Consider the following 20,554-nt stretch of genomic DNA (forward strand, 5'->3'; position numbering starts at 1 on the left):
CTTCTCCTCAGCGCCGACCGTCTGCTCTTTCCAAACACTGGACTATCCGCTCCCAGGCATCACGGCCCAAAAGCGAACGGCTTACCCGGGCACAACGGTTTTTGCTCGCCGAGTGAGCGCAACTCGATGGTCCGATCGCTCGCCGAAGAAATAGCATCCACTGCGCCTCGACGCGTCTTTATATCGGCCGAGAACCTCAGCACTACTGCGCCTCAACACGTTAGCGCACTCGTCCGCGATCTCGAGGGCATTGGCCCCGTTTCGATCATCATAACCCTACGTCGCCAGGACAAATGGATCGACAGCTTCTATCGGCAGCAGGTTGCAGGTAATCGGCATGGCGAGACACGCGATTTCGGGAAGTATCTCAAAGACGAAGGTTCAGCACTGCTGGATTATGAGAGGCGCTTCGGCTTTCTTCGCGACACCGGCTTCTCTGGTGAATTCATAGCCGCCTCGTTCGACGATATGACCAAGGGACCAGGCATCTCCCGCTGGTTCTGCCAGACAGTCGGAGCCGACGAAGCTGCCGACACCCTCTGCTCGAGCGACGTTCCGCGTTACGCGTCGCTCACTCGCCTTGAGACGGAAATCACGCGACTGATGAACCTCTCGCCAACCCTAGGCTCAGCCAGGCGCACAGAGCTACTGCGTGCCGTCTATGAAGTGGGAACCGCCGCCGACACGCCTTTCACTACGGGTGACATCTTCGAGGAACTGCGCTCGGTCTACGAGCCGAAGAACCTGGCGTTGGCGACGGAATGGAATATTTCCCCGGCGGCCGAGTTCACCACATGGACAAAGCCGAAGCGCACCGAAGAATGGAACGACCACTACGAAGCGATCGCGAACCAGCTCGCGATCGCCGTCAACGCGATGTACATGCCAGTGGGCAGAGCCCGGCACCTCCGTCGCCTCGCTGACGCGTGGATAGATCTTCGACGCCTCGCAGGCATGAAAAGGCATTAGAACGAGCATACCGCAGCTCTGGTCTGGGGCGTCCGGCGCGCTGCTGCGCTGCCGATTAGGATCGCCGCGGCTTAGCCCGTGCGGTTGCGGGCGCCGACGCCGGATCGTCCGGCCAAGGATGGCGCGGATAGCGTCCCTTCATCTCTGCCTGCACCGCAGCCCACGAGCCCTTCCAGAATCCGGGAAGATCGCGCGTGATTTGGATGGGCCGGTGCGCGGGCGATAATAGATGCAGCGTCAGCGGCAGCTTGCCATCTGCAATGGATGGATGCTGCGTCAATCCAAACAGCTCCTGCACGCGCACATGCAGCGCCGGAGCCCCCGCACTCTCATAGTCGATCGCATGCCGATTTCCGGTCGGCACTTCGAAATGCGTCGGCGCCTCCGCCTCGAGACGTTGCTTCAGATGCCACGGCAGCAGCGTATCGAGCGCCGCGCCCAGATCATCCGCGCCGATCTCGGCAAGTTTCGTCTTCCCCGTTAGAAACGGCGCCAGCCAATCCGTAACCGCAATAGAAAGGCCCGCATCGGTCAGGTCGGGCCAAGCGTCCTCGCCTGCAGCCCGCAGGAACCCCACGCGATCACGCAACTGCAATTGCGTCTTGCTCCAGGGCAGGCGATCTATGCCCAATCGCGCGATGCCCTCCGCGAGCAACCGCGCGGTTTCATCATTCGCCGCCAGCGCACGCGTCTCATTGGCCAGCACGATTGCATCGAGGCGGCGCACTCGGCGCGATCTCAGTGCCGCCGCCTGGGCGTCGAATTCGATCTCATCGCTCTCGCGGATACGGTCCCCGGCAGAGGCCATCACCTCTGCCTCATCCGCTGCTGCCGCCAGCAGAATGCGCGTCGACGCAGCCTTGCCCGACAGCTCTGCCGCGATGATGAATTGCGCCCGCGCCAGAGGATGCGTCGGCTCCACATTTGCGCCGCGCCCATTAGCCAGCAGAAATTGCCCGCTGCCGCCACGCGACTTGCCGATCCGCTCGGGGAACGCGAGCGCCAGCAATTGCGCAACGGATAGATCCTCGCCTGCCTGTCGCGAGCCGGCACTCTTCGCAGCGATCCGAGCCCACTTCGCCGCCAGTTTGCGCATGTCGTTTGCGCGGCGCGAGCGGTCTCGGCGAAACCCCTCCAACCGATGCACCAGATCGACGTCATTGCCACCGAGCCCGCGCTCTACGATCACCGCCGCGATGTCCGCCGCTTCCTCGGCGTGGCCTCGCTCCGCCGCACTGATCACCATGCGTGCGAGCCGTGGCGGCAACGGCAGCGACCGTAACCGCTGCCCCATCGCAGTGATGCGCCCCTCCGCATCGAGCGCCGCCAGCTCCATCAGTTCCTCGCGCGCGGCATCGATGGCCGTGATCGGCAACGGATCGAGCCAGCGCAGCGAGCGTGGGTCGCTCGCGCCCCACTCGGCACAGTCGAGCAGCAACGCCGAAAGATCGGCCGAGCGGATTTCCGCCTCGGCATACGCGGGCAGGCTCTGCGTTTGCGGCTCGTCCCATAAGCGATAGCAAACGCCGGGCTCCGTTCGCCCAGCGCGTCCTCGGCGCTGATCGGCGCCTGCCCGCGACACCCGGACGGTTTCAAGCCGCGTTACGCCGACATCCGGCTCGAACCGCGGGACGCGCGCAAGCCCGCTATCGATAACGACACGCACCCCCTCGATGGTGATCGACGTCTCGGCAATCGACGTCGCCAGCACCACCTTGCGCTGCCCTTTGGCGGCAGGCTGTAGTGCGAGATCCTGCGCCCGCATATCCATCGCGCCATAGAGCGGCGCCACCATGATGGCAGGATCGCTGATCCGCTCCCTCAGTCGCTCCTCGACCCGGCGAATTTCGCCCTGCCCAGGGAGAAACACGAGGATAGACCCCGTCTCCTGTCGCAGCGCATGCATCACTGCATCCGTCGCCTGATCCTCGATGCGCGCATTTGCATCGCGCCCGAGATAACGCGTCTCGACCGGAAACGCCCTCCCCTCACTGACGATGACATCCGCACCGCCGAACAGTTCCGCAACGCGCGCGCCATCGAGCGTTGCCGACATCGCCAGGATACGCAGGTCATCGCGCAGCGCGCCCTGCGCGTCGAGCGCGAGCGCCAGTCCGACATCGGCATCGAGCGAACGCTCATGGAATTCGTCGAACAGCACCGCGCCGATCCCGCGCAACTCGGGATCATCGAGGATCATGCGCGTGAAGACGCCTTCCGTGACGACCTCGATGCGCGTCTTCGGTCCCGACTTTGAGACCATGCGTGCGCGCACCCCGATCGTCTCTCCGACAGTCTCCGCCAAAGACTGCGCCATGCGTTCGGCCGCAGCACGCGCAGCGATCCGGCGCGGCTCCAGCACCAGGATCTTGCGGCCCTTCAGCCAGCCTTCGTTCATCAGGGCCAGGGGAACGCGCGTTGTCTTGCCTGCCCCCGGCGGTGCCACGAGCACGGCCGATGCCCGCGCCGAAAGAGTGCGGCGGACATCATCCAGAACGGCATCGATCGGCAGCGCGTCGGCGAAATTCATGGCCGCTATATCCAGCAACGAAATCGCCCGCGCAAGTGCACGAGCCCCCGCCCCAGCAAGCTGAAATGAGCCTCAGAACCGGCAGAAGCCGCCTTCTGATGGGCCCTGCTCAAACAATTGCCACGGTTCTTTCGCAAGTCGAACACTGACTTCAGCGAATCGACCGGCCCCACATGCCCCGGAAGACGTATCCGCTGCGCTCTGCAGCCTCGAAGATCGCCACCCGTCGGTGGCACCCGCTATTGGCTTCGTCCGCCGTCGCAGCATTGATTTTAACCGGTATCGCTATTTCACCGCCTGTAGCCGACGCCAAATCTCCTGGCAGCCGCTACTGCTTCCACGGCTACTGCCACCGCGTCGGCACATTGGCGCAAACCGATACCCTCGTTGGCTGGCGCGGCTACGTGCTCGCTTCCTACTACGACAGCTGCGAGCGTGACCCCTTGAATCCGTGCGGCCTGACGAGTTCAGGCACCGTATTCCGCGCCGATCTACCCGACAACGCCGCGAGCCCGTTACTCCCCGACGGCACCGTCATTCTCGCCTACAACCCCGACACCGGTGACGCGTCGGTGCTTCGCATCACCAACGCTGGCCCCTACAGCGGCAAGCGCAAACTCGACGTCTCGCGCGCCGCCGCTGAGAAACTCGGCTTCCGCAAACAGGGCGTCGCCTCGCTCGTCATCACCGTGTTGCAGTCACCGACCAAAGCCGAAGCCAGTTACGTGCGCCGCCGCGCCTACGCAAAGGTCCCCGGCCACATCGGAAAATTCGAGACGGTCGACCGCGCACTGATCGCCGCGCGCGAACGCTTCGATACTCGCGGCGACAACGAGATGTTCGCCGCGGTTCCGCAGAGCACGTCCGCACCCGAGGTCGCATCGGTGCCGAAACCGCAACTCGCAGTTTCGCCGTCGCTTGCCAGCGAAATGGTGATGTTGCGTTCTCCGCCCCGGCCAATCAGCCGCGGCGCAACCGGCAGCGATGAAGTGGAGAGCCCGTCGGTACAGCTGGTTCAAGGGCCACGCCCTGTCAGCCGCGCAGCCTTCCTCAAACAGCTTGCCGGAACGAATAGACCCGAAGCTCCGCAGTCGGATGCCGGCAACTGATTGGCGACGCCGGCCTTACTTCGCCTTCACTTTGGCCTTCGCGCCAGCTCTTTCGATCAGCTTGATCCGTCCCCGGCTGACGCCGGAGCGCTCTGCGATCTCGGCGTCCTGCGCCTCGATGATGGCTCTGGCAGGCTCATCGCCTTCAAAGCCGCCGAGCTCGGAGCTCGGCACCTTGCGGTTGGAAGTGCGCGCCCCATCCTCATAGTAGACATCGAAAAGCACGAACTCGGATTGGGCCTTAGAAGGCTTGCGAGCCATTGTTCCTCTCCTATCCGCGAACCTGCAGCACGTACCACCCGTCACATCGAATTCGACGAGCGCCGCCCCGACGTACAACGACAGCGTTCAAAAAGCACTATGGGTTAAAGTAGCGCCACCGCGATGACGATCGCGGAATGGGTGTGCCGTCCGAAAAATGGCGGCCATGGCGACGATCGATCGCGCTCATGTCGAGCGCACATGGATCAAGCGCAACGTCTTGATTCCAAGCTATAGAAGAACGCGAGCGAAACTCGATAGCCCGCTCGCGCTCCGATGTTCTTACGCGAGCTCGATGTTCTGCACCGCGATCTTGCCGCTTCTGCGGTCCTCGGCCGTGTCGAAGGAGACCTTCTGACCTTCGGCGAGACCACCGATCCCAGCCCGCTCGAGTGCAGACGCATGAACGAACACGTCCTTGCTGCCGTTATCAGGCGCAATGAAGCCGTAGCCCTTCTGCGCGTTGTAGAATTTCACTGTTCCGTTATCCATGACGTCCTCAGTCGGTAGCGATACTAACGAACCGGCGCGACACGTCGTGTCGCAATCCGGCCCTGTGTTTTCGAAGAATGGAAGGTCAAAAGAAGCGAGGCGTTGTGCTTGGCATCAAACGCCACGGCTCGGTCATCCGGCCACAAGTCGATAGCAATCCATGCCGGATTGCAGCCATCCGCGCAAGCCTCAACGCTTAATATATTTCCGTACAAAGCTTGGTAAAGGTCACTGCGATGGACAAACAGTGCACTAATACCTATATTTATCGCATCACGGACAAATCATTCGGGCTTCCGTGCTGAGAGCTTTGTGCGCTCCCGCCTTTCAAAGCGAGGAAGCGTTGGTCCAGCCACTCTCAGCGACGGAACAGCCGTTCTATGCCGCCGTACTTCCGCGGCCAAACATCTGCAATGCATCGCTCTCTGGTGTCGACAACGCCGTTGCCGCCCTGGTTCTTTGCAATTCTGCGGCAACATCGGAGGCATTACATGGCTAAGTTCAAGGTCGGGCAGATGGCGGACTTCGTGCCAACCAGCCGGGCAGTCCCCGCCTCGGTGCGTTCCTATAAAGTGCTGCGCGTGCTGCCCAATGAAGGCGGCGAGCAGCTCTATCGCATCAAGACGATCAACGAGGCCTTCGAGCGCGTCGCACGCGAAAGCGAGCTCTTGCAGACGACATCACCACTCTAAAGCGCTCGGTCGAGCGCGCAAACCAATGGAAAGCACAACTGAAATGCCCCATGACGCGACGGTTTTGAAGGACAAGAAAGCTGCCGTGCGCAAGACGGTCGCAACACTGGGCACCAATGACTGCCGGTGGCCGATCGGCGATCCCCAAATTGCTGGCTTCCACTTCTGTGGGGAGCACGCGAGCGACGGCCACCCGTATTGTAAAAAGCATACCGCGCAGGCCAGCACGCCAGCTCGTCCACGTCCGATCCAGAACCGGAACTGGGAATGAGCATGGAGCCAACCGGCAGCAAATTCGCGTTCGAGGCACCGGCCGAAATCTACTCGAGCGGCAGCTTTCGCAAGGGCAAAGGCCCTATGAGCTATCGCCGCTTCACGAGCAGTGCTGAGGCTATCCGCTTCGCCGTGGAGGAGCTGCCGCAGATGCTACAGCGTGGCACCGTCATGGAGGTCGGCGACGAGCGCTTCGAGTTTGCCGACATCCAGGCGCTCTACGACAGCACCGACTATCCATTGCCGCGCGGTGAGGCAGACTAAGCCTGCTGCCACCTTCTCGGGCTAAGCAGCTCCTGAACCATTCCGGCTCGCAGCCGCCAGTCGTTTCAGCGTTGCCACCTCACGCGCCCATTCCTTGAACGGCACAGCGGGGGTACCGCCCATGCGGGCCCCCGGCGGCACGTCGTCCTTCACATGCGCCATGCCCGCAATTTGCGCGCCGTCGCCGATCTTGACGTGCCCGACGACGCCCGAATGACCACCCATAACGACGAAATCGCCAAGTTGCGCTGAGCCAGCGATGCCCGTCTGCGCCACGAGAACGCAATGGCGACCGATGATGGCGTTATGACCGATCTGCACAAGATTATCGATCTTGGTGCCTTCGCCGATCACCGTGTCATTGAGCGCTCCGCGGTCGACTGCGGAATTGGCGCCGATCTCGACATCGTCGCCGACGATCACGCGTCCGACTTGCGGCACCTTCAAGTGCCCCTTCGCGCTCATGGCGAAGCCGAATCCGTCCTGGCCGATGCGCACGCCAGCATGCAGGATAGTACGATCGCCGATGAAGCAATGCATGAGCGTCGCACACGGCCCAATGTAGCAATCTGATCCAACGACGACGCGATAGCCCACGACAGCGCCAGCCGCCACCGTCGTTCCCGAGCCGATCTGTGCCTCGGCCCCGATGATCGCGCCGGGCTCGATCTTCACGCCCTGCTCGATGCGCGCAGTCGGATGAATAAGCGTGCCGCGCCCGCGCTCGTCCTCAAGCCTCGCTGCGATGGGATGCAACGCGTCGGCATAAAAGAGACGCAAGGCAAAAGCGAAGGCGCTGTAGGGCGTCTTGGTCTTCAGTATCGCAGTGTCCGCCGGCACGCGGCCGGCAAACGACGGCGCAACGAGACAGCCGCCGGCATGGGTTGCCGCGAGTTGATCGATATATTTTGGGTTGTCGAAGAAGGCGAGATGCTGCGGTCCCGCGCTACCCAGCGGCTTGACGTCTTCGATCTCGCTGCTTCCCGCCGCGAGTTGCTCGAGTTCCGCGCCCAGCTTGTCAGCGATGACCGGCAAAGGAAATGGCCCCGACCTCGTGAAGAAGCCCGGATGGTCTGTATATCGTGCTGCTTGCATTCCTCGCCTTCCAGGCAGGTCAGTTGCGTTCATTGGATCGAGCAGGAAGAGTTAGGCAGCCGACGATATACGTGCACACCTACCCCGGTGTCGTTGGGTAAAGGACGAGAATACCGGCAACAAACACGATTCCTGAAACGAGCGGCAGAACCCCAAGCGGGCGTGTCCTGAGGACAGCGATCTTACCCTCGCGGGTCCTGCTCACAACGACCGCATCAGCGTCGCCGACGGAAATTGGCGGGAGCTGCCAATGAGTGCAGCGGGTTGAAATCTGCCTAGCCCGTGATGCATCTGGTTTCCCGGTCTGCCGTACAGGCGGGAGCACAAGCATCTCTCGGTCGCAGGCGCCTGCGGGCTCTATGCCTACGATGCCGCCAACCTATGCTGGTTTGGGACGGTTGGCAAACTGCGGCTGGACGCTGCGACGCAGAGTGCATCCCTCGCGTAAAAGCGCAGCAATCCCAAACCTAGTCACCCGTGATCATCACCTCGGGCGCACCTTCCGAATCATCGAGATTGAGCCCGTCCTCTTCAGCCAGCTTCACGCCCGTCAGGCATACGTCGCCTTCATCGACCACAACCCTCAACGCCGTCAGCGATTTTCCCTGACTAGCGCCGCTGAACGAATATCCCGTGTCCATGTCGAACTGCGACCGGCACTTTCCGCACACCAGGAAATTTCCCTCGTTGTCCATATCGACCTGCGCGGCATCGTTCGGACAAGCATTCTCGAACCCATAAAAATTGTTGCCCTTGCGCGTGACCAGAATCGGCCAGGGCTTGCTGCTGCCTGCCTCGTCCGGGCGCGCAAGAACGAAACCGCGCGCCCCGCCGTCGTCGACCTCGAAGGTGGAACAAATGACAAATAGCTCGTCCATGCCGCGCGCCTTTCCAGCCAGCGGAGCGAGCGCCCGTTGTAGGGAAGCCCACACACCGCACGAATTCCATAGCTCTGAGCTGAAGCAGCAAGATACGTGCCGCACCAACGCGCACGGCATCGATAGAGCACGGCGCTGGAACCGCCCTACATGGCGGCCTGGCGCAGCGGGAGAAGCGGCTGCATGTCGGTATCGAGCGTTCTGCCGAGTTGCCGCGACGCCAGGATCATGGCGCGCTCGGCGAGTGCCGTGATCGTCAGCAGCGGACTGACACCCACCGCCGTCGGAACTGCCGCGCCATCGCACACATAGAGCCCTTCGTGCACGCCAACGGGCCCCTTCTCAGGATCGAACACGCGTCCATCCGGCGCCACGACCCCGTGCTCGACGCTCTCACCCATCCCGCACCCACCCAGCGGATGCGCAATGATGCGATTGCCACCGAATGCCGTCATCGCAAATGGGTTGGCGTTGAACTCCCCACCCATGGCTTCGATCAGCGACTTGACCTTCTGCTCTGCGCGCAAGCGTTCCGGCGCCGCGCTGTAACCGGGCCATTCGACCACAACGCTACCGTTCTTCAGCACCAACCGGCCGCTGGCATCGTCATGCGAGACGACATAGAAGAGCTGTGCGCGGCTCAAGCGATCGCCGTAAACGCCCTGCCACAACAGCTGCAAAGCCGTGCCCACCTTCAGCTGCAGAAACTCCTTCAGCGGCGCAAGCGCAGCCATCATGGTGAGCATCGTGCCGTCATGCACCCATACCGGCCCATCCTCATCGCCCAGATCGATCATCGCCATGCTGTGCGGGCCGACAGGCGGTCCGCCTGCCGGTCGCTGTGACGGGAAGCCGGTCGCCACGGCATTGACCGGCACTTCGAGATTGCCCGCCACGACGAGGTCGTCGCCGTTGGCCGAGAAGTTCTGACCAAGCTTGTCGGAGAGCGTGAGCCCCCGCTGCTGCGCCTTCAGCAACAGTTCATTGGTCCCCAGTGTGCCCGCGGCCAGGACGACGATGGGCGCTTCCAAGCGGACGCTGGCGCCCGGCATCGACAAGTCCTGCACGACCACTTCCCAGCCACGCGCCGTCTTTGCGATCGACTGCACTCGGCTTTCGCAGAACACGGACGCACCATTGCTCACCGCATCGGCCACGTAGGTGACACCGGTCGTGTTCTTTGCGCCCGCGTTGCAACCCGACCAGCAGTCTCCGCAGTGCTCACACGCATTCTGCTTCACGCCGGAGATGTTCACGCCCGGCGTATGAGTGATCGTCATCGAAGGCAACAGCGCCGAACGTCCCGACGCTTCGGCAGTTCGGCACATCCCGGCATACTTGGGGAACCGCGCCGGACCTGGCACGGGAGCAACGTCGAGCATCTCTTCGGCAAGTCCAATTCCCCGCAGGAACAGGCCGTCGTCGATCACAGCCTCAGGCCAGCCTGCTTTGCGCAGCCGCGCCAGATCCGGCCGCAGCGCAATCCCCGCGTTGATCAGCGAGCCGCCACCAAGACCCGAAGCACCGAACACGGTCAGCCCCTTGCCGACTGACAAGTAATAGAGGCCCGCTGGATCACCGAGCTTCGGTGCGCGCCCTGTCAGCCGCGTCTCTGCGCGACGCGCCTTCGCTGTCGTCGGAAACTCGCCCGGGCGCCAATGACGGCCCTGCTCGAGCACGGCGACCTTGAACCCCATGCGCGCCAACCGGCAGGCCGCCACGCCTCCGCCGTAACCTGACCCGATGACGATGGCATCGTAGCCGGGCATCGCTGCAGAGATTGTCTTTGTGGCAAAGGGCATGCGCGCTCGACCTCCAGAGAAAATATCCGTTCGACGGTTCTCTCAGAGACTCGTTCACAGAGGCACAAACTTGGTGCGCCGCAATTTAATCAAAACCGCGCATTGTGAGGGCTGGCCGCAAAAACTGCATGCCGTCGCTGCCTCTCAAAGGCCCCCGATCGAGACAGGAGCAATGCGTGGAACCGCGAACGCGCGCACCGACCGCGGCGTTTGCGGTCGGCATCTACGCTGTCAGCGATTGCCGCTGCGCCTGCTCGGGACCATCGCCGAGACACCGGATGATGTGATCGCGCAATTTTGTAGCCGGTGCCGCCAGCGCGCGCACGGTCATGAGTGCGATCTCTGTGTCCTTGAGTTCTGGCAGCGGCTGTCCATCCGTGACGTGCAAGCCGTGCGGAACCATCTCGCGCGGCAGAACAGCCACCCCGAGCCCGGCCCGCACCGCGGCAAGCGTACCCGCGAGCGAAGCGCACGTGTAGGAGATACGCCAGCGCATACGGGCGCGATTGAGAGCGTCGACTGCGCGCTTGCGGTAGACGCAAGGCTCCGGCGACACGACGAGTGGCAGCGGCCCGCCGCCCGCGATGAAGTCGTGATGACCCGAGACCCACACCAGCGGCTCGCGCCACACGCGCACGCCCTGCGCGCCTGCACCCTGCTCGCGCTTTACCAGCACGATATCGAACGTCCCGTCCCGAAATCCCGCCAGAAGATTGAGCGTCAGATCGCAGGTCACTTCCAGCGCAACGGATGGGTACGCCTGCACAAAGCGCGAGAGGATGCCGCTCATATGATGCGTGGCAAAATCCTCAGGCACGCCCAGCCGGATCGAGCCCTGCATCTGCGGCTCGATGACGAGCGAGACCATCTCGTCATTGAGGTCCAGTATTCTCTGCGCATAGCCGAGAACCGCCTCGCCTTCCGGGGTCAGATGTACCGAGCGGGGCGTCCTGTCGAGAAGCCGCTGGCCGAGGGCGTCCTCCAGCCGCTTGATCTGCAGAGAAATCGTCGACTGCTGGCGCAAGAGCCTCTCGGCTGCTCGCGTAAAGCTGCCCGCGTGGGCAATCGTGACGAACGTGCGCAGCAGATCGACGTCGAGATTGATGAGCGTCTTGGGCATAGGCGCGGCATCCATCAACAAAATTCATCATAGAGGCCAAGATTATTCAATTTGCCAATGCCGTTTGCAAGGCCCATTGGTCCCTGAGGCAGGTCCGCTGCCGTCCGGCGCAGAACCAACAGAAGGGATGAAATAGTGGCCGAACTGGCAAAGCTGTTCGAGAACAACCGCCGCTGGGCTGAGGCCAACCTCGCCGCCGATCCGCAGTTCTTCGAGAGATTATCCGAGCAGCAATCGCCCAAGTATCTTTGGATCGGATGCTCCGACAGCCGCGTACCAGCAAATCACATCCTCGGCCTCAAGCCGGGCGAGGTCTTCGTTCATCGCAACGTCGCCAATCTCGTCGTGCACACGGACATGAGCTGCCTCTCCGTGCTCCAATTCGCCGTCGAAGTTCTGAAGGTCGAGCACGTCATCGTCTGCGGACACTATGGTTGCGGCGGCGTGCACGCAGCGTGCGGCACGCGTCAGTTCGGCCTCATCGACAACTGGCTTCGCAACATCAAGGACATTTACGTCCGCCATCGCGACGAGCTCGAACAGATTACCGACATGAAGCATCGCGGCGACCGCCTGTGCGAGCTCAATGTCGTCGAGCAGGTGAAGCACGTCTGTCAAACGACCATCGTTCAGAACGCTTGGACCAGCGGGCAGCCCCTGTCGGTCCACGGACTGATCTACGGATTGCATGATGGACTACTGCGAGACCTCGCCGTGCGCATATCCGGCGCCAGGCAGCTGGAGGAGGTCTACCGCTTCAAAATGGGCGAGGCCGCCGAATAGCAGGCGCGAGCGCTCTCGCCTGCGGCGTGGCTGCGGCGTGCGGCACGGCCGCAGACGCACCATCATCAAAAACATCAATGCCACAGATTGCATATATCAATTTCCGCAAGAGTGCCTCGGAGGCTACTGAAGGATTTGGCCTTCCGAATTGCGGGGAAACGATAGTGCTGGAGAGTGTCCTTCACCGCGAAATCACGGAATCCGCCTTCGTATCAATCGTGTGGGCGGCCATTTCGCTCGCCATCGGCGCCATATTTCAAATCGACGTGCTGCTGCCGGTGCTCTGGAGCCTGGCGATATTTGCGGCGGCGGAGGCATCGCGCATTTGGCACGGCACCCCGCTCAACGGCTCCAACTCTTGGCGCATTGCCAAACTCAGTGTCTGGGCGGCTATCGGCTATGCGACCTTTGTCGTCGGCCTCTGGTATCTGCTGCCGATCTCGCTCGCCTTCCTCGGTATCATCCTATTCGACAAAAATGCCGCGCACCGCTCAGCGCCGGCACGCGTTAATGCAAAAGCATATCGACGCCAGCTGGGCTGATCGCCGCCAGGCCCGGTCTTCCTTGAGACAGGACGCCTGGAACGCCCCCCAGCCCACGCTAAGAGTCGACTCGGCGCAATCGAAGCTCTATGAAGGGTGCATCGTTGGCTACGGTGCTCGGGCGCTGACGACTGGGAGCTGAATACTCCTGCCGCAAAGCAGGAGGTTTCATGGACAGCTCAGCGTGCTACTTCGACCCTACGCTTATTCGCAATATGGTAGCCGCATTCGACGCCGCAATGGCGCGGCGCCTTCTTCCGTCTGACCACACGCCTACCGTTCGCTTCTTCATTGCGCGTCGCATAATCGACGCGGCACGGGGCGGCGAACGCGACCGCCATAGGCTCGAGATGGCGGCCGATTCACCGCCAACCGAGCAGCGCCTGCCGGTAGCTCATCGCTCATCGACCTAGCGCGCCGGCATCTCGATCCCGCGTCCGTGACCAGCATTTTGCGCAGGCGTCGGCGTCCTCGCGCTGAGCGTTGACCACCAATAGAAAGGAAACCACCCTGCAAGTTCTCGTCCGCGATAATAATGTCGATCAAGCCCTCAGGGTTCTGAAAAAGAAGCTTCAGCGCGAAGGCGTGTTCCGCGAGATGAAGCGCCGCCGCTCGTTCGAGAAGCCATCAGAACGACGCGTCAGGGAAAAAGCAGAGTCCATTCGCAGGGCCAAAAAGGCCGCGCGCAAGCAGGCTCAGCGCGAAGGCTTGATTCCGATGCCAGCGAAGAAGCCGCCGATCGGTGCAGAGCGTCGTTAAACGCCGTTTGCTTCCTGTTTGGTTTCCGCCTTTGTGCATCTCCGCCGAAGAGCCCTGCAGCTCCTCGGCTGCAGCCCAGGCGCGCGGCATCCTGTGATCAGATGGTGGCGTGAGCGCTCCAGCGCCCCAGTATGGCGAGCGCTTCTGGATCTTGCGTCAATAACGCGCCATTGTCCCACATCCTCGTCAGCAGCGAGCCAGCCCGCACGCGCGGCCTGCGACGATGCTGGCTTTCGACGCAATACATGAGGACCTCGTCGCAGAACGCCGAGGTATCACGAGCAGTGCCAATGAATTTAAGTGAAGCCATGTCCGACTTTGCACGGTGGTCAAAGTGGTTCGCTTGCGGCAGCGAACTCGGAGCAAACAAGACCAATGCGCTTGCGCTGATGGCATGGATTGCCGCGCATGCTGCAAGTGACGGGAAAGGCGTTGAGTTCGACGAGCGCGTCTGGCTGTCTCTTACGCGACAAACCGGTTTGACCGCCGAAGAAGGACGCGACGCTCTGGACGCACTGATTGCCCATGGCCTGGTAACCGCCGTGGGTCAGGAGAAGCCGGGGCATCTAATCGCGCGCGCCGTCCTATGAGTAAAGCGGTTCACTGCCCACAAGGAAGCAGTGAACGCAGCGATTGCAAGCGACTTAGGCCGGAACCCAGCGCTCACGAGCCCAATTAGGCGAGCTCGATGTTCTGCACCGACACCTTGCCGGTCTTGCGGTCTTCCGCCGTGTCGAAGGCAACCTTCTGCCCTTCAGCCAAGCCGCTGATGCCGGCCCGCTCAAGCGCGGTCGCGTGGATGAAAACGTCCTTGCTGCCGCTGGCCGGGGCAATGAAGCCATAGCCTTTCTGGGCGTTGTAGAACTTGACTGTTCCGTGATCCATAAAGTCCTCAATAGGAAAGAATTGCTAACGGGCCGGCGCGACAGGTCGTGCCGCGGCCGGCCCTATTTTTCGAAGCATGGTAGGTCTAAAGAAGCGAGGCGCCATGCGCCGCGGCTCGGTAATCCGGCCACAAATCGAATGACATTCATGACCGATTGCAGCTCAAAAAGCAAGCGCAGAAGCAAATATATTTCTTTTCGAAACAATGTTCGCGGTGAAAAATCCCGCGCCAATGGACTTTCCGCCTTTCAATCCCTACATGTAAAAAATCACGGAAAATTAAATTAGGCCTCCGTGCTGAGAGCTGCGCGCGCTCCCGCCTTCAACAGCGCGGAGGGCTCATGTCGGCTTACATGCGATCGTCTCGTGTCGACAGCGCCATTGCGTCGGCTTCTCCCGCGCATCGAGCGCGCCGGCGTTCCACCTCGACATGCATCGCTCTGGCGATCGTGGCGTTGCTCGCCACGCAGTCGCCCGCGATTGCGGCATGCGAAACCACCGGTATCGACGGCTATCCCGCAGAGCCAGTCGCACACTGCGCTGAGGCAGAGATAACCGCCGACAGCGGAAGCATGGCTCGCTGCGACGCCAATCTCGAGGAAATGGCGACGACGGGCGCAAATGCATACGCGGCAAAAGGAAACCTGGCCGCGGCAGAGTACGCTGGGCCGATGGGGGGCTTCTTCGATACCGCTGCTGCGCGCGAAAGCCCTGCAAACGCATGCGTCGTGAGCTGCCTGAAATTGCCGTTGGGCTCCAAGATTGTCGACACGCGAGCAGCCACCACGTCAGCCGCTTCGCAAACATCCCCGATGCGTCGCGTCTACGCCGTCGCGCGCAAAAGCCCGCTCCCCGGGGATGCGGCATACATTTCCAGGATCATCGTCGTCGACAGTACGATCGGGCCGGTTGTCTGCATGGCCGTCGCAAACTGGCAGAACCGCCCCGCAGATCAGGGCTTCAGGTTCTACGCCTACTACGAGGCTTTGGCGGAATAGCCCAAGCGGGAACAATGATGCGGAGGTTCAGCGTGGCCAGCTTCAAGGTCGGACAGATGGTAGATTTCGTGCCCGGCAGTCGCGCCGTCCCAGCCTCGGCGCGATCATACAAGGTGCTGCGCGTGCTTCCCAGCGAGGGCGGCGAGCAGCTCTACCGCATAAAGACGATCGCCGAGGCGTTCGAGCGCGTCGCCAGGGAAAGCGAGCTTCGGCGTGCATCATCGCCGCTGTGACGAGCCGCGATGAACCTGACCTCGCAGCAAAGGAGACCACAATAGACCAGCACACCAAGAAAACATCAAAGCGCAGAACGCTGGCGACACTCCTGAACAATGAATGCCGTTGGCCGATCGGTGATCCCCAGCAACCCGACTTCCACTTCTGCGGAGAGCACAAGAACGACGGGCAATCGTATTGTCCAACACACGCGGCACTCGCAAGCTCGTCGGCGCGACCACGCGGTGTCACGAACAAGCGCGGAGACTGATCCATGGAACAGACCGAAAAGTTTACCTTCGGAGCACCCGCTGAGATCTATTCGAGCGGCGGCTCACGGGCGCGCAAGGGGCCGATGAGCTATCGCCGCTTCCAGAGCAGCGCCGAAGCCATTCGCTTCGCCGTAGAGGAACTGCCGCAGAACCTTCAGCGCGGAACCGTCATGGAGGTTGGCGACGACAGGTTCGAATTTGCAGCTATCCAGGCGTTCTACGAGAGAGACGACTATCCACTGCAGCGCGTCGTCGTCGCAGACGAGGCCCTCCCCGGGTAGCACCCTTTCGTGAAATGCGCAGGGTACTCAGCCAGGACTGTTCTGCGGCGATAGCACTTCTGCAAAGCTGTTTACTTCGCCGCAGCAGGCTGACCGCGCGCAGGATCCGCCATCTCGGCCCTTAGCCTATCGAACAGCGGCTTGGCCGCCGCATAGGCAGCGTCCTGATCGTCAGCCAATCCGAATTCGACTTCCTCGCCGTCGCGGCTCACCGACCAACGCCACCCCTGATTGGTGTCGCTCGAGCCCACATCGGCAACGGTGATGTTAACCGACGTCATGTCACGCGCTCCTAGCCCGGCGTGGTGGGATAGAGGACGAGCACCACGGCTACGAAAACCAAAGCAGTCACCAACGGTACGACCCACAACGGCCGAGGCTTGCGCGCTGAGATTCGCGCGACAGGATCCTGGCTCATGATGACGACACCTGCCGCACGTTCATGCCACGGCAGACGCCGGGCACGAGATCGATGACCTGAGGGTTGCTGTGTTTTGGACGCATGTGCGCTCCTATTCTGCCATACAGGCGGGAGCACAAGCATCTCTCGGTCGCAGGCGCCTGCGGGGCAAAATACCTACGATGCGGCGACCTTATGCTGCTTCGGTTCGCTTGGCAAACGACGGGTGCCGCCAACGGTCACGGCATCGACGTCCAGATGGGAGCGTGAGGCATACCTTCGCTATGGCGCTGCCACATCGCTGTATAGAGTTCTTCCAGGGCCATAGTGTACGCGGCAACGTCGAACAACGGTGTCGTCAAGCGATTGCGCTGCAGCTTTGCCTTGCAGGCTTCGAAGAGCTCAATGTCATTCGCCAGAGTCAGAGCCACCGCGAAGTAATCGTCCTCGCTTGTCGCGATCAGCTCGGAAAGACCAACCGCGTGCAGCAGACTTCCAGCAACGCGCGACGGAAACGTTTCTCCCGCACACGTCACGACTGGTACGCCCGCCCAGAGGGCATCACTTGCTGTCGTGTGCGCACCATAGGGTGAGGTGTCGAGAACGAGGTCGGCGAGTTGCAGCCGGTCGAGATGCTCCCTCTGCCGCATATCGGGTGCGAAGATGAGGCGGTCAGGTGACACGCCACGGCGCAACGCCTCGCCGCGCAGATTGCCCTCCGCCTGCTCCGCGCACAGTAACCACAAGACGCTATCAGGCGTGGCTTGCAGCAGGCGGCACCATAGATCGAACACCGGCGGCGTGAATTTGTAGGCCTGATTGAAGCAACAGAAGACAAAGCCCGTTTCAGGCAGCCCCACCTCGGCGCGCGTCGGCGTGCTCCCAAACAGCTCGCTCCGGCCGTGCGGCTGATAGGAGTGCGGCATGTAAGCAAACGACTCCGAGTAGTCCGAAGATGTCGCCAGCGGCGTCATGTAACGATCCGTGATGATGTAGTCACAAATCTCGCCGCCCAGCGTCCCTGGGTAGCCGAGGAAATTCACCTGCACCGGCGCCGGACGCAGCATCAGCACGCCGGTCCGCGCGCCACGCGTAAACCCCTTCAAATCGACGAGAATACCAATCCCGGCGCGATGGATAGCCTGGGCAAGTTCTGCATCGTCGAGGGCCGCCACGTCGTGAAACACATCGAACGCGGTTCTGAGGCGACGGCGCATCGCGCCCCCATCGTCGACGCCGAACGAGAAGGCGTGCAGCTCGAACCGCTCCCGGTCATGCGCCTCGATCGATTCGATCAGCAGGCGCGAAGTAGCGTGCTCATGAAAGTCGTTGGACAGGTAACCAATGCGGAGTCTTGGCGCCGTACTCTGGTCGTGCCGGAACGCGAGCCGGTCGCGCTCCGGCAAGCTTGCCACCACGCGGTCGCGCGTCCAAAGCTCCGAGCAATCGCGGTGTTCCCTGGCGTTGATGCCGGGCACCGACAGGAGCAGGAAGGGAGAAAGTTGGCCAGACCGCGCTTTACCCATGGCGTCACGGGCCCGCGTGGCCGACTGGGAAAACTCGTCCCACTCGCACATTTCGCGGCTGCGGCTTTGAGACTTCAGCACATCCGAGCCGGCCATGGACTTGTAAGCTTTCCGCCAAAGTTTCTCGTCTGCCCACGCGCCATGCAACATCGCAGCCAAGCCGCCTCGCTACGCCAGCAAAGTTGCCGCGGATTCGACTTGAGCCGCCCCTTGAGCTATGGTCGTTCAATCACGCGCTACGACCCCCGGGCGCTCGTGACTGAGAGCGAAGAGTGCTCCCGCCTAAAAAGCGAGGAGCCTGCGTGGACCGCTCGAGCGGCATTTGCAAAGCCGATCTCCCCGAACCGACGACAGCGACACAAAAGGCGACCGTTGGCGCGATTCCCGCCTTGCGCGGCGCCATCCATCCGCTGCCGCGCATGCACGTCTGCATGACCTGCCGACGTCGGCTATCTCGAAGCGCCTCGCGCTATCGAAGATCACTGACAACCGCGATGAAGCTGACCTTTGGAGCAACGAGCTATGGCAAGACGGCCCGCACCCGTTCACAAGTTCAAGCTAGGGCAGATGGTCGACTTCGTCCCCTCCAAGACCGGAGTGCCGGCATCCGCGCGATCATACAAGATCGTGCAGCTGCTGCCAGCCGAGGGTGGGGAGCGTCTCTATCGCATCAAGACCGTAGCCGAAACATTCGAGCGCATAGCCCGCGAGAGCGAGCTCCTGCGCACGGCTTCACCAATCTGAGCAGCTAAAAGCCCGCAACGGAGACCACGATGGCTAAAGAACACCAGAAGTCCAACAAAGAAATCCGAAAGCCGAAGAAGTCGGCGGCCCAGAAGACAGCGGCGACAAGTCCCGGAACCGTTGCCTCGACCTTCGCCGTCCCCTCGCACAAGACCACCAAGAAGCGCTAAGGCACCCGCCTGATGCGGTATCACAAAGCTGTCGCGATAACGAAAGTGGAAGCGCGGTGGATCATGGATCGCCGTTGCGATGCCCTGTCTGAAATCGTGGTCGTTTCGCGAGGCGAGCGCTACTACGACGTGCGCGCGATGACCCAGCTCGAGATCGACGCATTCCTCGAAGATCTGGTGCGCGCCGAGTTCGCACAATTGGAAGCTACCAAATATCCCGACAACTGAGAGACGAGCCGCTACCCGCCATTGCTTGTGACGCGTACCGACACCGACATTCCAAGGAACGCATCAGTCATCCCCACGAAACTGCCGGCCACGGGGACAGCCTGCTGGATGTTGCGCGCAACAGCCACGGGAATGAGATTGGCGCCGCCGACACTTCGGTTCGTCGGATCGAACGTAATCCAGCCCGCGCCCGGGACATAGACCTCGGCCCAGGCATGCGTCGACCCCGCACCGGCTGAGCCCGCTAAAGCATTGTCTGGATTGTAGAGGTACCCCGAAACGATCCTCGCACCGAAGCCGAGGCTGCGGACCGCCTCAACGAACAGCACCGCGAAGTCCCGACACGATCCCCACCCGCGATCCAGAGTCCCAGTCGGAGTCTGCGTGCCCTCGTCATCCCGGCTTTGATAGCTGACCCATACGGAAACGCCGATGCTCAAGTCTTTCAGGAGCGAAAGCGTGTCTGTCACATCACCGCGGACAAACGCCCGTGCCCAGCTGTGCAGCCGACCTCCCGGATCCGCATATTGGGGCATGGCCAGCGAACCAAGATCGATCCATTCATCATCCGAATAGCGAAACGGGTATGAAGCAGCGTAGGCCGCAATTTCGAAAACAGGCCAAGCCGCTGCATGCAGCTCGATCTCCGACGTGCTGCAGATGTCCAGATGATCAGACCAGTTCTGCAGCGCGGCGGTCGCGATAGCATTGCCGAAGACGTCGTGCGCCCATGTCACCGTCGCAGCCGGATTGACGCGCACATCATTGGAGATCAACCGCACATCGCGGCTCTCGCGCGGGCGAAGCATCAGTCGATGAACACCGAGACTCACCGGCAGGCGATAGCGGTAGGACGTCCGGTGCTCGATGCTCAGTCGGATCACACGCTCCATCGTGAACTGGCCGCACCATCACAAACTGATGCGATTCCGCTCTTGCCACCACGGCAGTCTAGCACGATCTGATCGATCGCCCTTACTCCGCGGCGCCGACAGTCGCGAAATGAGTGAGCGCCCGCCTGGAATCTGCAAATGCCGCATTTCCGCAAAACAAATGCATCAGCCATCCCAATGCAAAATTCGCGGAAAAAGGCATTTCTTCCAGAAAACGGTGCGGGCAAAAATAGCAAATAATGCGATTTGCGCCAGAAATTTCAAAAACATTTCCGTTTGACCTGTTTTAAATTCTATCGCACCCCACATATCAAATAATAGTTTGGGTGATTCCATTCAGATTATTACTGAACCTAACATTTTTGGTGATTT

At 61.6% G+C, this 20,554-nt stretch carries 29 protein-coding genes; 17 read left to right on the forward strand and 12 right to left on the reverse strand.

From position 1 onward, the window contains the following. The first annotated feature begins 126 nt into the window (after positions 1-126). Positions 127-969, forward strand: a complete 843-nt coding sequence (locus NDB2M4_RS10195; protein WP_139247190.1) for a hypothetical protein — start codon at positions 127-129, stop codon at positions 967-969. A gap of 55 nt (positions 970-1,024) precedes the next feature. Here the strand turns inward: NDB2M4_RS10195 and hrpB are convergent, their stop codons facing one another. Beyond that, the gene (gene hrpB, locus NDB2M4_RS10200; protein WP_171988071.1) at positions 1,025-3,499 is read right to left on the reverse strand and encodes an ATP-dependent helicase HrpB; all 2,475 of its coding nucleotides are present in this window, start codon (positions 3,497-3,499) and stop codon (positions 1,025-1,027) included. A gap of 173 nt (positions 3,500-3,672) precedes the next feature. On the opposite strand from hrpB, the gene NDB2M4_RS10205 reads away from it, so the two are divergent. After that, the gene (locus NDB2M4_RS10205) at positions 3,673-4,608 is read left to right on the forward strand and encodes an RlpA-like double-psi beta-barrel domain-containing protein (RefSeq protein ID WP_072374209.1); all 936 of its coding nucleotides are present in this window, start codon (positions 3,673-3,675) and stop codon (positions 4,606-4,608) included. Positions 4,609-4,623: 15 nt separating this feature from the next. On the opposite strand, the gene NDB2M4_RS10210 is transcribed toward NDB2M4_RS10205, so the two are convergent. Next, positions 4,624-4,869, reverse strand: a complete 246-nt coding sequence (locus tag NDB2M4_RS10210) for a hypothetical protein (protein WP_072374212.1) — start codon at positions 4,867-4,869, stop codon at positions 4,624-4,626. A gap of 282 nt (positions 4,870-5,151) precedes the next feature. Continuing rightward, positions 5,152-5,361 carry a cold-shock protein gene (locus NDB2M4_RS10215; RefSeq protein ID WP_072374215.1) on the reverse strand — a complete coding sequence of 70 codons (210 nt, stop codon included), beginning with the start codon at positions 5,359-5,361 and terminating at the stop codon, positions 5,152-5,154. 491 nt (positions 5,362-5,852) lie between these two features. Here NDB2M4_RS10215 and NDB2M4_RS20460 point away from each other — a divergent pair, with 491 nt between their 5' ends. The 3 genes from NDB2M4_RS20460 to NDB2M4_RS10230 are packed head-to-tail and all read left to right on the forward strand — an operon-like array spanning position 5,853 to position 6,590. Then, the gene (locus NDB2M4_RS20460) at positions 5,853-6,053 is read left to right on the forward strand and encodes a hypothetical protein (protein ID WP_072374218.1); all 201 of its coding nucleotides are present in this window, start codon (positions 5,853-5,855) and stop codon (positions 6,051-6,053) included. Beyond that, a complete protein-coding gene (locus NDB2M4_RS10225) occupies positions 5,974-6,324 on the forward strand; it encodes a GcrA family cell cycle regulator (RefSeq protein WP_280173532.1) in 351 nt (116 codons plus the stop codon). Before NDB2M4_RS20460 ends, NDB2M4_RS10225 begins: the two co-directional genes overlap by 80 nt. Next, positions 6,321-6,590, forward strand: a complete 270-nt coding sequence (locus NDB2M4_RS10230; protein ID WP_139247191.1) for a hypothetical protein — start codon at positions 6,321-6,323, stop codon at positions 6,588-6,590. The genes NDB2M4_RS10225 and NDB2M4_RS10230 overlap by 4 nt, the downstream gene beginning before the upstream one ends. A 21-nt stretch (positions 6,591-6,611) precedes the next feature. Here NDB2M4_RS10230 and lpxD read toward each other — a convergent pair whose 3' ends face one another. From lpxD to NDB2M4_RS10250, 4 genes are all read right to left on the reverse strand, one after another. Next, on the reverse strand, positions 6,612-7,685 hold the full coding sequence (gene lpxD / locus NDB2M4_RS10235) for a UDP-3-O-(3-hydroxymyristoyl)glucosamine N-acyltransferase (RefSeq protein WP_072374227.1): 1,074 nt from the start codon (positions 7,683-7,685) through the stop codon (positions 6,612-6,614). 467 nt (positions 7,686-8,152) lie between these two features. Then, a complete protein-coding gene (locus tag NDB2M4_RS10240; protein WP_072375015.1) occupies positions 8,153-8,563 on the reverse strand; it encodes a Rieske (2Fe-2S) protein in 411 nt (136 codons plus the stop codon). Positions 8,564-8,709: 146 nt separating this feature from the next. Further along, positions 8,710-10,365 carry a GMC family oxidoreductase N-terminal domain-containing protein gene (locus NDB2M4_RS10245; RefSeq protein WP_072374230.1) on the reverse strand — a complete coding sequence of 552 codons (1,656 nt, stop codon included), beginning with the start codon at positions 10,363-10,365 and terminating at the stop codon, positions 8,710-8,712. Positions 10,366-10,588: 223 nt separating this feature from the next. Next, the gene (locus NDB2M4_RS10250; RefSeq protein ID WP_072375017.1) at positions 10,589-11,485 is read right to left on the reverse strand and encodes a LysR substrate-binding domain-containing protein; all 897 of its coding nucleotides are present in this window, start codon (positions 11,483-11,485) and stop codon (positions 10,589-10,591) included. 135 nt (positions 11,486-11,620) lie between these two features. On the opposite strand from NDB2M4_RS10250, the gene can reads away from it, so the two are divergent. The 5 genes from can (at position 11,621) to NDB2M4_RS10280 (ending at position 14,159) form a co-directional block, all read left to right on the forward strand. After that, positions 11,621-12,268 carry a carbonate dehydratase gene (gene can / locus NDB2M4_RS10255; protein WP_072374233.1) on the forward strand — a complete coding sequence of 216 codons (648 nt, stop codon included), beginning with the start codon at positions 11,621-11,623 and terminating at the stop codon, positions 12,266-12,268. Positions 12,269-12,432: 164 nt separating this feature from the next. Beyond that, positions 12,433-12,810 (forward strand): hypothetical protein, encoded by a 378-nt coding sequence (locus tag NDB2M4_RS10260; protein ID WP_139247192.1) that lies wholly within the window; start codon positions 12,433-12,435, stop codon positions 12,808-12,810. Positions 12,811-12,980: 170 nt separating this feature from the next. Then, positions 12,981-13,223 carry a hypothetical protein gene (locus tag NDB2M4_RS10265; RefSeq protein ID WP_139247193.1) on the forward strand — a complete coding sequence of 81 codons (243 nt, stop codon included), beginning with the start codon at positions 12,981-12,983 and terminating at the stop codon, positions 13,221-13,223. Between the two features lie 97 nt (positions 13,224-13,320). Further along, complete coding sequence (rpsU, locus tag NDB2M4_RS10270; RefSeq protein WP_072375020.1) at positions 13,321-13,569, forward strand: 30S ribosomal protein S21; 249 nt, start codon at positions 13,321-13,323, stop codon at positions 13,567-13,569. 245 nt (positions 13,570-13,814) lie between these two features. Further along, positions 13,815-14,159, forward strand: coding sequence for a hypothetical protein (locus tag NDB2M4_RS10280; protein WP_171988072.1), 345 nt, complete (start codon positions 13,815-13,817; stop codon positions 14,157-14,159). 85 nt (positions 14,160-14,244) lie between these two features. Here NDB2M4_RS10280 and NDB2M4_RS10285 read toward each other — a convergent pair whose 3' ends face one another. Further along, positions 14,245-14,454 carry a cold-shock protein gene (locus NDB2M4_RS10285; protein WP_072374248.1) on the reverse strand — a complete coding sequence of 70 codons (210 nt, stop codon included), beginning with the start codon at positions 14,452-14,454 and terminating at the stop codon, positions 14,245-14,247. 341 nt (positions 14,455-14,795) lie between these two features. On the opposite strand from NDB2M4_RS10285, the gene NDB2M4_RS20225 reads away from it, so the two are divergent. From NDB2M4_RS20225 to NDB2M4_RS10305, 4 genes are read left to right on the forward strand one after another with little or no spacing between them, the layout of a single operon-like run. Continuing rightward, on the forward strand, positions 14,796-15,452 hold the full coding sequence (locus NDB2M4_RS20225; RefSeq protein ID WP_072374250.1) for a hypothetical protein: 657 nt from the start codon (positions 14,796-14,798) through the stop codon (positions 15,450-15,452). Positions 15,453-15,484: 32 nt separating this feature from the next. After that, positions 15,485-15,685 carry a hypothetical protein gene (locus tag NDB2M4_RS20465; RefSeq protein ID WP_244536152.1) on the forward strand — a complete coding sequence of 67 codons (201 nt, stop codon included), beginning with the start codon at positions 15,485-15,487 and terminating at the stop codon, positions 15,683-15,685. Next, positions 15,682-15,939: a GcrA family cell cycle regulator gene (locus NDB2M4_RS20470; RefSeq protein ID WP_348533038.1), complete on the forward strand. Its 258-nt coding sequence runs from the start codon at positions 15,682-15,684 to the stop codon at positions 15,937-15,939. Before NDB2M4_RS20465 ends, NDB2M4_RS20470 begins: the two co-directional genes overlap by 4 nt. Positions 15,940-15,942: 3 nt before the next feature. After that, positions 15,943-16,221, forward strand: a complete 279-nt coding sequence (locus NDB2M4_RS10305; RefSeq protein WP_072374253.1) for a hypothetical protein — start codon at positions 15,943-15,945, stop codon at positions 16,219-16,221. A gap of 71 nt (positions 16,222-16,292) precedes the next feature. Here NDB2M4_RS10305 and NDB2M4_RS10310 read toward each other — a convergent pair whose 3' ends face one another. Continuing rightward, positions 16,293-16,502 (reverse strand): hypothetical protein, encoded by a 210-nt coding sequence (locus NDB2M4_RS10310; RefSeq protein ID WP_072374256.1) that lies wholly within the window; start codon positions 16,500-16,502, stop codon positions 16,293-16,295. 358 nt (positions 16,503-16,860) lie between these two features. Next, positions 16,861-18,243 carry an O-linked N-acetylglucosamine transferase, SPINDLY family protein gene (locus NDB2M4_RS10315; protein ID WP_244536124.1) on the reverse strand — a complete coding sequence of 461 codons (1,383 nt, stop codon included), beginning with the start codon at positions 18,241-18,243 and terminating at the stop codon, positions 16,861-16,863. 426 nt (positions 18,244-18,669) lie between these two features. Here NDB2M4_RS10315 and NDB2M4_RS19960 point away from each other — a divergent pair, with 426 nt between their 5' ends. From NDB2M4_RS19960 to NDB2M4_RS20235, 3 genes are read left to right on the forward strand one after another with little or no spacing between them, the layout of a single operon-like run. Continuing rightward, complete coding sequence (locus tag NDB2M4_RS19960) at positions 18,670-18,891, forward strand: hypothetical protein (RefSeq protein ID WP_072374258.1); 222 nt, start codon at positions 18,670-18,672, stop codon at positions 18,889-18,891. 29 nt (positions 18,892-18,920) lie between these two features. Further along, positions 18,921-19,061, forward strand: coding sequence for a hypothetical protein (locus NDB2M4_RS20230; RefSeq protein ID WP_171988074.1), 141 nt, complete (start codon positions 18,921-18,923; stop codon positions 19,059-19,061). A gap of 12 nt (positions 19,062-19,073) precedes the next feature. Beyond that, positions 19,074-19,289, forward strand: a complete 216-nt coding sequence (locus NDB2M4_RS20235) for a hypothetical protein (protein ID WP_072374261.1) — start codon at positions 19,074-19,076, stop codon at positions 19,287-19,289. Positions 19,290-19,300: 11 nt separating this feature from the next. Here NDB2M4_RS20235 and NDB2M4_RS10330 read toward each other — a convergent pair whose 3' ends face one another. After that, the gene (locus NDB2M4_RS10330; RefSeq protein ID WP_072375029.1) at positions 19,301-20,173 is read right to left on the reverse strand and encodes a transglutaminase family protein; all 873 of its coding nucleotides are present in this window, start codon (positions 20,171-20,173) and stop codon (positions 19,301-19,303) included. A 174-nt stretch (positions 20,174-20,347) separates the two neighbouring features. Then, entirely contained in the window at positions 20,348-20,518 is a 171-nt protein-coding gene (locus tag NDB2M4_RS20240) for a hypothetical protein (RefSeq protein ID WP_171988075.1), read from the reverse strand. Positions 20,519-20,554 lie beyond the last annotated feature (36 nt).

It is taken from the genome of Hyphomicrobium sp. NDB2Meth4 (assembly GCF_900117445.1).
GTDB lineage: Bacteria > Pseudomonadota > Alphaproteobacteria > Rhizobiales > Hyphomicrobiaceae > Hyphomicrobium_A.